The organism is Coleofasciculus sp. A1-SPW-01 (assembly GCF_040217205.1).
GTDB lineage: Bacteria > Cyanobacteriota > Cyanobacteriia > Cyanobacteriales > Coleofasciculaceae > Coleofasciculus > Coleofasciculus chthonoplastes_A.
Genome location: NZ_JAVJNP010000142.1, coordinates 1 through 14,121, shown reverse-complemented (window position 1 = coordinate 14,121; position 14,121 = coordinate 1). Strand labels below are relative to the sequence as shown.

Here is a 14,121-nt window from a genome sequence, read left to right as displayed (position 1 = left end):
CGTGCGCCCCTACAATGCTAATCCACCATTTTAGCTGTGCCACGCCACTACTTACCAATGCAGTTGACTCAAAATATACCGCAAACGGTCATAATCATCCTTAAGTAAAACACTTAAGGTTCGCCCTGCTTGAACTAACCAGTCGCGATCGCCTTTACGGATTTGATAGATTTCTCGGATCGCTGCCGCCGTTAACGCTTCCACTGGCGCTCCAGTGACTAAGAGAAGGGTGCGTAAAAAATCCAATTGTTCACTAAAGTAAATAATCTCGTCTGGTTGACATTGATAGACAGCTTGATGAATTTGCGGCGGACGAGGAGGCAAATATTGATAGGCTCGTCCTCTAGGGGGTTGGTCACCATTATGTCCCTCACCAGGCGGTATAAACCCAACAATCGCCGCCCGAAACTCCGTTTTCAGCATGGCAAAAATTTGCGGTTGTTGCTCTCGCAATTCTGCCAGTGACAATCCTAAAGCGACAGCCCGGTGAACTGAATCAATCGGGCTAGTTGTGGCATGGTAAACAACTGCCATAACCTGATTTCCCGATTCTTCATCAACGGATTTGACCCAACTGCCAAAAGGTGGCATGACAGGAAAACTCAAATCTTCTGGCTCTAGGCATTGTGCCAGAAATTCTGTAGTTGCTGTTTCTATGACTTCCGCAATGTGATTATCAGGGCGTTCTCCAGCCGTAAACTGGGGTAAAGGAAGACGCATAGTTTAGTCCTTTGTCATTCGTCATTTGTCATTTGTTACAAAATCTGCTGCTGTATTGGCTATTTTTTTATAGATAGATTTAATGAAACGTGAACAGACAAGAAGATTAAACAGGAAACAGAGATAATAAAAACCGTCTTTTTCCCGTGTTTAAAATAATCTATTCTGGTTCACGAATCATTTTTGTTCGCTATAACTGGTCACAGGTTACAAGTCCTGTTTATTTTTTGCCTTTAGGGTTCACTTCTTCGAGTTCCGATAAATTGAACGTGACAATTTTATCCCAGTTGCCGCCTTCAAACAGCACACCTGCTTTTCCATCACCGATACGCTGGACTATCCCTTCAAATTTATAGTAAATATCATCACCGTTGATAACGCGCACAATTGAGCCAGGAAGAATCATCAATTTTTACCCCTAAATCTCTATCTCTTCAGCTTACTATAATGTGCTAGCTGATAGGTTAGCTAATTTGTCCTCAAACCTTACGCAGCTAAACCCTATATATTAGTCAAGGTGCGTTACGCTACGCTAACACACCCTACATATAGAGCATTTGCCAAAGTCCTATCCTTACATAAGGACAAATGACCAATGACCCATAACTAAAACTTCAATCGGTGTCGGTGATTGGCAACCGATTCCACTAATCCAATGGCTAAAAAATTTGCCAGTAATGCCGATCGCCCATAACTTAACAACGGTAGTGGAATCCCGGTAATCGGGGCTAAACCAATATTCATGCCGATGTTGATCACCGTTTGAAACACAATCATCGATAGGACACCAATTGCCAATAGTGAGCCAAAGTTATCCTTAGCATTTTGGGCAATAATCACTAACCGTAAACACAATAGCCAAAAAGTAAATAGGACAAGCAAACAACCAATAAATCCGAGTTCTTCACCAATGGCAGAAAAGATAAAGTCGGTGTGCTGTTCCGGAATAAAGTGGAGTTGGGTTTGCGTCCCCTGATGCAGTCCTCTTCCCGTGAGTTGACCTGCGCCAATGGCAATTCGAGACTGAATCAAGTGATATCCTCCGCCTAAGGGATCTTTATCCGGATCTAAAAAAAGAAGCAATCGGTCTTTTTGATAATCTTGAAGCAATCCCCACAACAAGTTTCCTAATCCCCCCGAAATCACATTGGCAACCAATGCTCCAATCCCACCAAAGAAGGACCACGGTAAAGTCCGCCAACCAATCAGCATCATCGCTCCTACCCAGACAAACCATCCCGGCAAAAATACATTGAACATGATCGCGGAAACGATGGGAGACACGAATAAAATTAACCATCCGGGATTAGCATTGCCCCAATAAAGCATTCCCATCGTAATCGCACCAAACACCAATGAGGTTCCCAAGTTTGGCTCTAAAAATACAAATAGCCAGGGAACTGCCGCAATAGCTAAGACGCGAAATACCGCATTTAATGTTGAAGCCGGTTGCCAGTGGATAATCGCGGCGAGGGTGATAATCAAGCCAATTTTGGCAAATTCCGACGGTTGAACGTGAAAACCTAGGATATTCAGCCACCGTTGTGCGCCATTTGCCGTCGTCCCCATAATCATCACCGCAAACAAGGCGATATTCGTCACCCCATAAACCATCCAATGCCATTGGAGTAAGATTTCGTAACGCGATCGCGCGATAAGTAGACACAGCGTTAAACCAATACCCCCAATGATCCAGTGCCACCACCAATCGGTTAGCCCCTCATTCATTTCGGCGCTGCGAATCATTACCCCACCGAGGAAGGTGAGACTTATGGTAACAAATAATAGCTGCCAGTCTAGTTCCTGCCATCGGCTCAGGAACATAAGCCAGCGCATTTGGGTACGGGACAATGACTTTTGGAACATAATCGTTGGGGAATGCGATTGACGTTTTTAGCAATTAGCGCTCTGAAGATGCCCTGTTCAGGAATTTTTCCAAACTATTTTGGATAATCCCTGATCAAATCCTAGGCTAGTTGAAAATAAGGATGGATAGGGAATAAGGCATTATATTTTAACCCTATAATTCGTTACTTTCCTCCTTCTCCTACGGGTTTACCCAGCATTCAACCCCGTATCACTTAGAGCTGAGGGCAGCAACAGACACTTTTGCCGCAATCGCCTTGGCGATCGCGATCAGCGCTTGAGCTGATGCCGACTCCGGTTCAGCCACAACAATGGGTAAGCCGCGATCGCCCCCTTGCCGCAGGTTAATTTCTAGGGGAATACATCCCAGTAAGGGTATCCCTAATTCCTGAGCAGTTTTTTCGCCGCCTCCTGATCCAAACAGATCATACTGGCGATCGGGCAGATCCGGTGGAATAAAATAACTCATGTTTTCAACAATGCCCAATACCGGAACCCCCAATTGCTGGAACATCTTCAAGCCGCGCCGGGAGTCCAAGAGCGCTACATTTTGAGGCGTTGTCACAATAATCGCCCCAGCCATAGGTACAGCTTGGGCTAAGGTCAACTGAGCATCTCCGGTTCCCGGTGGCATATCCACAATCAGATAATCCAATTCTCCCCAATTCACCTGGTACAGAAACTGGCGAATAATACCATTTAACATCGGTCCGCGCCAAATCACTGGCTGATCGGGATCAATCAGAAATGCCATCGACACCAATTTAATGCCATGGTTAAAAGCAGGTTCGAGTACCTCTCCTTGAGGACCCTGTTGCACCATCACCTTGGCATCCGCTAATCCCAGCATCGCGGCGGTATTCGGTCCATAAATATCAGCATCAATCAGACCCACTTTCGCCCCTGTCTGGGCGAGGGCAACTGCCACATTCACCGCCACGGTACTTTTGCCCACACCGCCCTTCCCACTGGAAATCGCGACTAGATTTTTCACGCCATCAATCCCTTGGCGATCGGGTAACGATTGCTGCTGCGGTGTCTCTGCTGTCACATCCACCACAACCTCTTCCACATCCGGAAGCTGCTTCACCGCCTTTTGGCAATCCTCCACAATAAACTCTCGCAACGGACAGGCTGGTGTGGTTAACACCAGTGTAAAGCTAACCGTCCCGCCGTCGATTTTCACGTTGCGGATCATATTCAATTCCACCAAACTCTTTTGGAGTTCAGGGTCTTGCACGGGGCGTAGTACGTCTAAAACTGAATGGGTATCAACCATAATCAGGACAAATTCCTAGGGTGACAATGTGCCGGGACAAATATCTTCATTAATCTTAATAGGTTACGGCTGATTGCTCATTCGTTATTTATCATTTGTCAGGGAACAGGGAACAGGGAACAGGGAACAGGCAATAGGCAATAGGCAATAGGCAATAGGCAATAGGCAATAGGCAATAGGCAATAGGCAATAGGCAATAGGCAATAGGCAACACCTCGACTTCGCTCGGTGTGTCTTATGCAATAGGGTAATGGGTTATAGAAATTTTGTCTCCCATCTTCCCCAGCTTCCCCAGCTCCCTCAGCTTGCTCTAAACAACCACGCCCTGTTCTGCCGCTTGAGCTAATTCAGCCGCGACACGGGCAGCATAGGGGCGAATAAACCACCATAGTAAGGGAGATAGCCATCCCCGCATTGTCACCGAAAAGGAGACATACGTTCCGCACAAGCCTGACTCCACCCGATATGTCACTCGATTTTCCACCCCCGGAATTGCCAGCATCCGGACGCTAATTAATTCACCCGGTAATACCCGTTCGACAAACACTCGCACCGGAATCGGAATCAAGCGTGTCACTACCTGGTAAATCAAGCCAGGTTTCGGGATTAAGCCTATCGGTGCATTCGTACTACAGAGCAAAGGATTCCAGGAGACATCTGCCAAATTGATTAATTTTTGCCAAAGAACGTCCACCGGAGCATTACTGAGGGCGCGATAAGTCCGAAAGAGGGAAAATTTGCACCAAAGCCCCTCTTGACCTGCGATTAGCTTAAAGGAAAAATTTAGGATCACAACACGCCTCCTATCGCGACGCTTCAGCATTGTTTATCTTAGCAGGGGTTTGGGGAGTCGTAAGACCCACGCTGTAACATAAGATTCAGCGCTCTCGAACACGACTCCCCAAGGTCAATTTAGGTGACTCAATGTTACTCTAAATTGACATTTAAAGCTACACATTTGACTGGTAAATGCTTTATAATAGGAGTATGCTGACATTTAACTATCGTTACCGAATCTATCCAGATGCCGCTCAAGAACAACGATTGATTGAGTGGATGGAAATTTGCCGCCGTGCTTACAACTATGCACTGGGGGAGATAAAGGATTGGTGCAATAGTCGCAAATGTTTGATTGATAGATGTTCCCGGGTGCATGAGTACATCATCCCAGCAGAAACCCCATTTCCCGGTGAAGTGAGGCAGCTTAACAATTTGCCGAAAGCTAAGAAGGAATTCCCCAAGTTAAAGGAAGTTCCCTCTCAAGTCCTTCAGCAGACAATAAAGCAACTGCATAAAGGTTGGGACTACTTCAAATCTCGCGGGTTTGGCTTTCCTAGGTTTAAGAAGGTTGGGCAGTTTAAGTCGTTGCTATTCCCTCAGTTCAAGGAGAATCCAGTAACGAACCTCCATGTCAAACTGCCAAAATTGGGGACAATCCCAATCAACCTGCACCGCCCTATTCCATCTGGCTTTACGGTTAAACAGGTGCGAATCTTATGTAAAGCTGATAAATGGTATGCATCAATCAACATCCAGTGTAATGTCAGTGTCCCTGATCCAAAACCTCATGGACACCCAATTGGGGTAGACATAGGGCTAGAGAAGTTTTTGGCGACCAGCGATGGAGTTGTTGTCAAGCCGCCTAAATTTCTTAAGAAGCTGCAAAGCAAGCTGAGATTGCTGCAACGCAGGCTGTCTAGGAAACAGAAGCGGTCAAAAAACCATGAGAAGCAACGACTCAAGGTAGCCAGACTTCACCACCACATTGACAACATCAGGAAAGACTTTCACTTCAAGCAAGCTCACGCCCTTTGCGACGCTGGCGATATGGTTTTCATGGAAGATTTAGACTATAGAGTTAGCGCCAAAGGGATGTTAGGTAAGCAGATGCTTGATGGGGGGTTTGGTCAATTCCGTACCATTACCCAATATGTGTGTTGGAAGCGTGGAAAGTTTTTTGGTGTTGTTGATGCCAGAGGCACTTCTCAGGAGTGTCCTGAATGTAAAGGTGAAGTCAAAAAAGACCTGAGTGTTCGGGTACATGATTGCCCTCACTGCGGTTACAAAACCGATAGGGATGTTGCCAGTGGTCAGGTAATCAGAAACCGAGGAATAGAGTTAATTGGTACCGCTGGGCTAGCGGAAAAGGAAACTGCCTGTGCAGTCGATCTACCGGGGGTTGGTGAAAACCAACCTAGGCAAGTGGCGCAATCCCCTGAGCTTCGACAGGCTCAGCTACCGCGTAGTCGAAGGGGAGTAACCAGGAAATCCTCAAAGTGATTTGGGGAAACCCACACCATAATTTCCAATTTGGTGTGGGAGGATGTCACCTTAATTCGGCAAGACACGGTATTGCTACGCCATCGACCCTATTGGCGATCGCACCCAACGATTAAGTAGGGTCTGCTGAATAAGTTTGGCGGTGGGGGTAGGGAGCTGAGCTTTGTCCGACTACTTAGCAATTAGTTGGCATAGTTGACACCATAAACCTTTAAAATAGAGCCTGGAACCCTTAAAATGCCTAACCATAGCCTTCTGGTTTAGGTAATACTGTATTTACTATTGAAATTATGACCGCAGCTCATACACCGACCACCAATCCTAATCGTTCCTTACCTGCCACTGACTCTAGGGATAGAGTGAAGCAGTTCATGCAACAGATCCAAGACACTATTTGTGAGTCCTTGGCACAGCTTGATGGTGCGGGTCAGTTCCAGGAAGATTCTTGGCAGCGGGAAGAAGGAGGCGGGGGTCGTTCTCGTGTAATCCGGGATGGTGCTGTCTTTGAACAGGGGGGTGTTAATTTTTCTGAAGTATGGGGGACTCAACTTCCGCCCTCGATTTTAACCCAACGTCCAGAAGCCGCAGGTCATGGCTTCTATGCCACGGGTACATCTATGGTGCTACATCCGCGCAGTCCTTATATTCCCACGGTTCACTTAAATTATCGTTACTTTGAGGCAGGACCCGTTTGGTGGTTTGGTGGAGGAGCCGATTTAACGCCATACTACCCCTTTGCCGAAGATGCGGCTCATTTCCATAAAACCCTAAAAACCGCTTGTGACAATCATCACTCCGAGTACTATCCCGTATTCAAGCGCTGGTGTGATGAATATTTCTATCTCAAACACCGTCAAGAAACACGAGGCGTTGGCGGACTGTTTTTTGACTATCAAGACGGAACCGGGGAATTGTATAAAGGTCCCCACCCAGAAAAAGCAGCAGCCATCTACAGCAAGGAACTGGGGGCGGTAGAACCCCGAACCTGGGAACAACTGTTTGCCTGGGTTCAGGAGTGCGGTCATTCGTTTTTGCCTGCTTATGTGCCAATTGTTGAGCGGCGGCGGGATATGAACTATGGCGATCGCGAACGCAATTTCCAGCTTTATCGCCGGGGTCGGTATGTCGAGTTTAACTTGGTGTATGACCGAGGAACGATCTTTGGCTTGCAAACGAACGGACGTACCGAATCGATTCTCATGTCTCTCCCTCCCTTAGTTCGTTGGGAATATGGCTACCAACCCGAACCGAATACACCAGAGGCTGAACTGTACGAAACGTTCCTCAAACCTCAAGATTGGACAAACTGGACTCATTGAGAGTCATCTTTACCAAAATTTGGCACAAAAATAGCGTCCACTTTGTCCTGACCTCACTTGGGAATATGTACAATACAGAAGAGATTGCTAACGCAAAAACCACCCTGGCAATCTTTCTAGGGTGAGTTACACCCGATGTTAAGCCTGTGGACTGGTTAAGTGCCATCACTGCTAGGATGAAGCAGGAACCGTAGGGGCTTGGTAACCAAGCCTGTACTCCCAAGGATGTCCAGTTTTGGGGAACTTTGGGTAAGTCTTTTGTAATGGATTAAGTAGCGTAGGTTGCCCGATTAAGTTACTTGTTGTTTCAACAATTCACCCAACGCCTAAGTAACGGAATTGATACCCAAACCCTGTATGGCTCCTCTTGTGATGTCAAGGGGAGCTACTGCTGCTCAAGGAGGTCTTTATATGATTCATATTGATCAAAAAACACACACGACCAAAGATGGTACAACAGTTATTGTTTTGGCGCCCATTGGACGTTTGGACATTACCACAGCTTGGCAATTTCGCCTGAAATTACAAGAATGCATTTCCAAACTCAGCCGCCATGTGGTGGTTAATCTCAGTCAGGTTAACTTCATTGACAGTTCGGGTTTAACCTCTCTAGTTGCGGGTATGCGCGATGCGGATAAGGTCAAAGGTAGCTTTCGCATCTGTAATGTCCATCCCGAAGCCAAACTGGTGTTTGAAGTCACGATGATGGACTCCGTGTTTGAAATTTTTGAAACGGAGCAAGAAGCTTTGGAAGGTGTACCCCGGAGTATGGCAACCTGAACAAAGGGATTCATACCCAAGTTTTGATGTAGGTCGTTCACTCACTCCCAAACAACCTGTACAGGAGAACAGTCCCCACCCAATCAGCAACTCAACCGATTAAATTAGCAGTTCCCCAGCGAAGTCTTGGCGTTTGGTAAATCGAAATGGACCGAGTAAGGCTCCCCAAGTGGCTTTTCCGGTACTAGGGTCGATGCCTTTATCGTAGCTGCGAAATTCATCGGCTGTTACTTCAAAGCCGAGAGAGACTTGGTAATTATTGCCCTGATAACTAAAGCGACAAGGGCGATCGCTGGCTGAAGTAGTGGTAAATTCATAATTATTCAAACCGATTTGCTGCATCTGCACGTTCAGACGACAATCGGGTAAGACTGTAATATCTTCGCGGGTAAGCTGCTGCAACAATTCGGGGTGACAACCTGCACCGCGAACGGCGTCTGGGTTTTTGATCTGATAATACTGTACCTGTAACCCCGTGGAGGATTGGTCACTTTGATACAGCCGCAGAATCCGTTGACGGTAGGGGCGATCGAGGTTAGTAATCGGTGCTTGTTCGGCAAAGAGGGTGAGGCTATCGTCGGTGACAGCTCCCGTCGCTAAATCAAAGATTATAGCGCGGGCTTCTCGTTGACTCCTGCTATTGCATAGGACATTTCACGAGCTTTGGCTTTACTTCCCCGTGCTGCCCCACCGGAGAAGGAGTAGAGAAAATTCTCGCTCTACCTGTGTTCCTTGAAAGTTTTACATACAAGAGGCTGGCGATGATTGCACAATTCCCTGTAAAACCCCATACTTTCAGTTGTCCCGGTTCAATTTGTAGGCGGCTTTCGCTCTTGGTTTGCTTAACCTACGTCCAAAATTTTACCAGGGTGACTGGCAATTCATCCCGTCCCCACATCAGAGATTATGGGGCGGGGCTTCTTGCCGGAACAGCTAAATTGAGTTAGATCAAGCCAAGAGACATTATACTAAGTGGGCTGGTGGAAATAAACTGGTAAGATGGAAGGAATGACTCGATTGAGACTCTATCCCCTAGGGTGAAACTCAAGCGAGACAATGGTAAAAAATATCCTTTATATTTTGCTCTGTGAGTAACGTTCGCACCGTCTCGGATACGAAACGAGATTTTTATAACTATCACACCCGTCCAATCAACTCGATTTACCGACGGGTGGTAGAAGAATTGATGGTCGAGATGCATTTGCTGGCGGTCAATGTGGATTTTAAGTATGATCCCATCTATGTTTTAGGTGTGGTCGCCTCCTTTAACCGCTTCATGCAAGGCTATCGACCGGAACGGGATAAAGAATCCATTTTTAACGCCCTTTGTCAGGCGGTGGGAGGTAATCCGCAACAGTATCAGGATGATGCTGAAAAACTGAAAGCCGCAGTCGGGCGTTTATCGGCGCAAGAACTGGTTGACTGGTTTGGTTCACCAACACCTTTAGAGGGTGCTGAGGATATTCATACAACGGTTGCCGCGATCGCAGATAATCCTAAGTTTAAATACTCTCGTCTGTTTGCCATTGGCTTGTATACCCTTCTGGAACAGGCAGAACCGGAGCTAGTTCAAGACGCGAAACAGTCGATGGAAATGCTCCAGCGAATCGGTCAATCTTTGCATCTTCCCCAAGAGAAATTACAGAAAGACTTGGAGTTGTATCGCAGCAACCTGGAAAAAATGGCTCAAGCCCAGATTGCCATTGAAGACGCGATCAAAGCCGATCGCAAAAAACGAGAACAACGGGAACAGGAGAAAAAGAATAAAGCCACGACTCCGCCCAGTGATTCCCCAGAATCGACGACAGCATCCTGAAGTTGATCAAGGGATATTGATCAAGTTCTGCCTGGGTAGAGACGTTCCGGCGGAACGTCTCTGTGGTTGTTCAAAGTAAAGGTTTTAGTCGTTCCATAAGTTGCTTGTCGGAGACAACCCCCTCAATCCGTTCCACTGCTTTGCCATCCTTAAAGAGTATCAGGGTGGGCAGGGCTTCAATATGATGCTCAGAGGCAATCTGGGGGTATTTGTCTGTATCAATTTTGACCACTTGTAGCTTACCCTTGAGCTGAAGACCAACTTGCTCTAGGGTCGGTGCTATCATCTGACATGGACCACACCAGGTCGCGTAAAAATCGACCAACACGGGTACATCCGATCCAGAGAGGAGTTCCTGAAAACTGGCAAACTGTTTTTTAACTGCCATAACAAAACATCATGGTGATTGGTGGTTTGGCTCGATTTTAGCTTATCTGGCGATTCATCTCGTGCTCTAATCTTCGATAGAGCGTGAGATGAATCGACAGCGAGAGTAAACTTGTTTCCTTTTTGTACTGAATACTTGCCACAAGCATAGTATAATAACTACCACAAAGGAGGTAACAAGAATTGAAGCGAAGCAAAGATACATTTAAACTGAACTATCAGTATCGGATTGTGCCAAACAAGCAACAGTTAAGCCAGCTAAAGGAATGGCTATACAAACTATGTCATATCCACAATTTGATGCTTTCAGAACGGTTTAAATGGTGGGCGTGCAATCGCTCACCTGTCAATGCTTGCCCAATTTTCGTCACTCATTTACCGGAACTGAAAGACCCACCTTCATACTATTCACAAAAACGAGCAAACCATTGGTCGCGGGAGTCCCACTGCAAACTATATAAAGGAATCCACTCCCAAGTTATTCAGGAGGCGATTAAACGGGTAGAAGATACGTTTAATCGGTACATCAAGGGGGATTTAAAAGGGAAACGGAGCGGCAAACCTCGGTTTAAATCAGTGCGGCGATACCGGACGTTTTGTATGCCGCAATTGAAGTCAGATTGCCTGAGTGTGATTGTTAACCCGTATCGGCGCAAGAACGGGGAACATCGGCGGGATATTGCCTATATCAACTTACCCAAAGTGGGTCAGGTAAAAGTGATCTACCATCGTCCAATCCCAGACGGGTTTACGATTAAGGCGGCGCTGATCTCGCGTCGGGCAGATGGCTGGTACGTGTGTTTGACGTTGGAAGACAAAAGCGTTCCCAATTTGAAGTTACCAGAGATAGAAGCAACAGAGGAGAATTCCCTTGGATTGGACGTAGGACTCGAAAAATTCTGGACAGCATCGGATGGGGAAGTCGAGCCGATTGTTCAGCATTACCGCCGAAGTGAACAGAAGCTGGCGCGGCTTGCCAAACGTAAGGATGGAAAGCCGCATAAGTCGGCGCCACGGCGGAAACTTGCCAAAAAGATATCCAAGCATCACCAAAAGCTGGCGAGACAGCGAAAGCAATTCCATTATGAATCGGCGACGCGCTTGGGTTACCGGGATGAAAAAGTGTTCTTTGTAGAGGATATCAAACCAGGGAATCTATCCCGAAAAAATAGACCAAAACAGGATGAACAAGGAAGGTATATACCAAATGGGCAGAGTGCAAAGTCAGGTTTAAATAAATCAATTAATGATGCTGGCTGGGGTCAATTCCTGTCAATTCTTGTTTACAAAGCTGCGAAAGCTGGTAAGACAGTGGTGAAGGTAAAACCCCATGACACAAGCCAAGTATGCTCTTGTTGTAACCGCTACCACCAAAAAGATTTATCAGTTAGAATCCACGAATGTTTATGTGGATTTGTATTGGATAGAGATTGGAATGCGGCGATCAATATCAAGAGAGTTGGGCTGGGCATATTCCCAACTAGAAAACGCCGGAGGCGCCCTCGTAAGACGGCGACAAAGGAAGCTTACACTATACCTATAGGGTCAGTGTAGGAGGATGTCACTGCAAAATGCTAAGAGCTGACTTCAGTTAATGGAGAGAGAGATTTTTTATGGAAACATCACAGACATCTGCCCAACTCCGCGATCGCGTGGCGATTATAACTGGGGCGTCGCGGGGAATTGGTCGCGCTGTGGCATTTGCATTAGCCGCAGAGGGGGCGAAGGTGGTGGTTAACTACGCCAGTTCCAGTGGGGCTGCTGATGAGGTTGTCGCCAAAATTACCGAAGCCGGGGGAGATGCGATCGCGCTTCAGGCAGATGTCTCGAAACTGGACGAGGTTGAGACTCTCGTCAAGGAAACGAAAGACAAATTTGGTCGCCTAGACGTACTGGTGAATAATGCTGGGATTACCCGTGACACCCTCTTGGTGCGGATGAAACCCGACGATTGGCAGGCGGTAATTGACCTGAATCTGACGGGAGTCTTTTTCTGTACTCGGGCAGCCAGTAAAATTATGCTCAAGCAAAAATCGGGTCGGATTATTAATATTGCCTCTGTTGCGGGACAAATGGGCAATCCCGGTCAGGCAAATTATAGCGCCGCCAAAGCCGGAGTGATTGGGTTTACTAAAACCGTGGCGAAGGAATTAGCGTCTCGTGGGATTACCGTGAATGCCGTGGCACCCGGATTTATTGAAACCGATATGACCAAAGATATTAAATCGGAGGATATTATCAAATATATTCCTCTAGGTCGCTATGGCAAGCCAGAGGAAATTGCAGGCATGGTGCGATTTTTAGCCGCTGATCCGGCTGCTGCTTATATTACCGGGCAGGTGTTCAACGTTGATGGCGGTATGGTGATGGCGTGAACAATGCTGTAGGTTCGTAGTTGCGCTGTCATCGCTATAAACGCTGATATCGCTGACTACAAACCGAGGGTTTGACTCACATCTTACTCAGTCTCAATAAGACGATTTTCTGTAGGGTGGGCAAGAGCTATAAACAAAGGAAAGGCTTATATTATCGTTGGTTGCTCTTGCCCACCTCCTGGTAACTAGGGATTTATTACCCGTGCGGCAAGACTCAATTTGAGCAATTTTATCCGGATCAGGTCAACAGGATGTGAATATGTTTACGGAGTTTAGCGACAGATAGCTGTAACCATGGAACACATTCAGCACTTTAATCGCAATGGTTCAACCAACCGAGTTAGTCATTGAAGCGGGTCGCACGGAACAGCAGTATTGGAAAGACTTGTGGCGTTATCGGGAGTTGTTTTATTTCCTAGCGTGGCGGGATATTCTGGTGCGCTATAAGCAGACAATTATTGGCATCGCTTGGGCGCTGATTCGACCATTTCTGACCATGGTGGTGTTTACCGTGGTGTTTAGCAAAATTGCCAAGTTGCCATCGGAAGCAGGTGCGCCCTATCCAATTTTGGTGTTTGCAGCGATGTTACCCTGGCAGTTTTTTGCTAACTCCCTTTCTGAATGTAGTAATAGTTTAATTACTAATGCCAATTTAATTTCTAAGGTGTATTTTCCCCGCTTAATCGTGCCAACGAGTGCAGTAATCGTCAGTTTCGTCGATTTTATGATTTCGGGGATAATTTTGCTGGGGTTGATGGCATGGTATGATTTCGTACCCAGTTGGCGGATTATGACGCTACCGTTGTTTATTGGCATTGCGTTTATGGCGTCGATGGGAGTGGGGTTGTGGTTAGCGTCACTGAATGTGAAGTATCGGGATTTTCGCTATATTGTGCCGTTTATCGTGCAGTTTGGGCTGTATATTTCCCCAGTAGGGTTTAGTAGCAGTTTAGTGCCAGAAGAATGGCGGTTTATTTATTCACTCAACCCGATGGTGGGGGTAATTGATGGCTTCCGCTGGGCGATTTTGGGGGGTGAGTCGAAACTGTATTTGCCAGGGTTTACGTTGTCGCTGGGTTTAGTGGCGCTGTTGTTTGCCAGTGGGATTTGGTATTTCCGAAAGGTGGAGCGGACGTTTGCAGACGTGATTTAAATTATATATATAGCAATCCTAAATAGATTGTGGCAATTTTCCATACTGAAATATTTTGGGAAAATCGAATATTTGACCATCAGCAAAAAACTTAAATAACCACTTAACTATTTTAAAAGAGCTGCAAAGATGATAAAATTGTCTAA

Annotated in this window: 14 protein-coding genes and 1 pseudogene; 7 read left to right on the top strand and 8 right to left on the bottom strand. The window is 46.5% G+C overall.

All coding sequences use genetic code 11. The annotated features are described in order from the left end of the window. Positions 1-51: 51 nt before the first annotated feature. From RH949_RS21760 to RH949_RS21740, 5 genes are all read right to left on the bottom strand, one after another. Entirely contained in the window at positions 52-720 is a 669-nt protein-coding gene (locus RH949_RS21760; protein ID WP_446356072.1) for an HAS-barrel domain-containing protein, read from the bottom strand. Between the two features lie 220 nt (positions 721-940). Continuing rightward, positions 941-1,126: an NAD(P)H dehydrogenase subunit NdhS gene (locus tag RH949_RS21755; RefSeq protein ID WP_446356070.1), complete on the bottom strand. Its 186-nt coding sequence runs from the start codon at positions 1,124-1,126 to the stop codon at positions 941-943. A gap of 200 nt (positions 1,127-1,326) precedes the next feature. Next, on the bottom strand, positions 1,327-2,586 hold the full coding sequence (gene rodA, locus RH949_RS21750; RefSeq protein ID WP_006101481.1) for a rod shape-determining protein RodA: 1,260 nt from the start codon (positions 2,584-2,586) through the stop codon (positions 1,327-1,329). Between the two features lie 211 nt (positions 2,587-2,797). Then, a complete protein-coding gene (locus RH949_RS21745) occupies positions 2,798-3,865 on the bottom strand; it encodes an Mrp/NBP35 family ATP-binding protein (RefSeq protein WP_446356068.1) in 1,068 nt (355 codons plus the stop codon). A gap of 310 nt (positions 3,866-4,175) precedes the next feature. Then, on the bottom strand, positions 4,176-4,658 hold the full coding sequence (locus RH949_RS21740) for a hypothetical protein (RefSeq protein WP_006101428.1): 483 nt from the start codon (positions 4,656-4,658) through the stop codon (positions 4,176-4,178). 194 nt (positions 4,659-4,852) lie between these two features. On the opposite strand from RH949_RS21740, the gene RH949_RS21735 reads away from it, so the two are divergent. The 3 genes from RH949_RS21735 to RH949_RS21725 all read left to right on the top strand — a co-directional run bounded on the left by RH949_RS21735 (position 4,853) and on the right by RH949_RS21725 (position 8,244). Then, positions 4,853-6,145: an RNA-guided endonuclease InsQ/TnpB family protein gene (locus RH949_RS21735; protein ID WP_006101357.1), complete on the top strand. Its 1,293-nt coding sequence runs from the start codon at positions 4,853-4,855 to the stop codon at positions 6,143-6,145. 290 nt (positions 6,146-6,435) lie between these two features. Then, a complete protein-coding gene (hemF, locus tag RH949_RS21730; RefSeq protein ID WP_446356065.1) occupies positions 6,436-7,464 on the top strand; it encodes an oxygen-dependent coproporphyrinogen oxidase in 1,029 nt (342 codons plus the stop codon). Between the two features lie 411 nt (positions 7,465-7,875). Then, on the top strand, positions 7,876-8,244 hold the full coding sequence (locus RH949_RS21725; protein WP_006101536.1) for an STAS domain-containing protein: 369 nt from the start codon (positions 7,876-7,878) through the stop codon (positions 8,242-8,244). Between the two features lie 99 nt (positions 8,245-8,343). Here the strand turns inward: RH949_RS21725 and RH949_RS21720 are convergent, their stop codons facing one another. Further along, positions 8,344-8,853, bottom strand: a complete 510-nt coding sequence (locus RH949_RS21720) for a CpcT/CpeT family chromophore lyase (protein ID WP_446356136.1) — start codon at positions 8,851-8,853, stop codon at positions 8,344-8,346. A gap of 478 nt (positions 8,854-9,331) precedes the next feature. Between RH949_RS21720 and psb29 the strand changes: the two genes are divergently transcribed. Further along, positions 9,332-10,060, top strand: a complete 729-nt coding sequence (gene psb29 / locus RH949_RS21715) for a photosystem II biogenesis protein Psp29 (protein ID WP_446356063.1) — start codon at positions 9,332-9,334, stop codon at positions 10,058-10,060. 70 nt (positions 10,061-10,130) lie between these two features. Here psb29 and trxA read toward each other — a convergent pair whose 3' ends face one another. Next, positions 10,131-10,448 carry a thioredoxin gene (gene trxA / locus RH949_RS21710; RefSeq protein ID WP_006101457.1) on the bottom strand — a complete coding sequence of 106 codons (318 nt, stop codon included), beginning with the start codon at positions 10,446-10,448 and terminating at the stop codon, positions 10,131-10,133. A 182-nt stretch (positions 10,449-10,630) separates the two neighbouring features. Here trxA and RH949_RS21705 point away from each other — a divergent pair, with 182 nt between their 5' ends. From RH949_RS21705 to RH949_RS21695, 3 genes are all read left to right on the top strand, one after another. Then, on the top strand, positions 10,631-12,001 hold the full coding sequence (locus tag RH949_RS21705) for an RNA-guided endonuclease InsQ/TnpB family protein (protein ID WP_446356061.1): 1,371 nt from the start codon (positions 10,631-10,633) through the stop codon (positions 11,999-12,001). A gap of 59 nt (positions 12,002-12,060) precedes the next feature. After that, the gene (fabG, locus tag RH949_RS21700) at positions 12,061-12,822 is read left to right on the top strand and encodes a 3-oxoacyl-[acyl-carrier-protein] reductase (protein WP_446356059.1); all 762 of its coding nucleotides are present in this window, start codon (positions 12,061-12,063) and stop codon (positions 12,820-12,822) included. A 322-nt stretch (positions 12,823-13,144) separates the two neighbouring features. Next, positions 13,145-13,975: an ABC transporter permease gene (locus RH949_RS21695; protein WP_446356057.1), complete on the top strand. Its 831-nt coding sequence runs from the start codon at positions 13,145-13,147 to the stop codon at positions 13,973-13,975. Between the two features lie 18 nt (positions 13,976-13,993). Here RH949_RS21695 and RH949_RS21690 read toward each other — a convergent pair. Continuing rightward, positions 13,994-14,121, bottom strand: a pseudogene (locus tag RH949_RS21690) (IS630 family transposase); the annotation flags it as partial.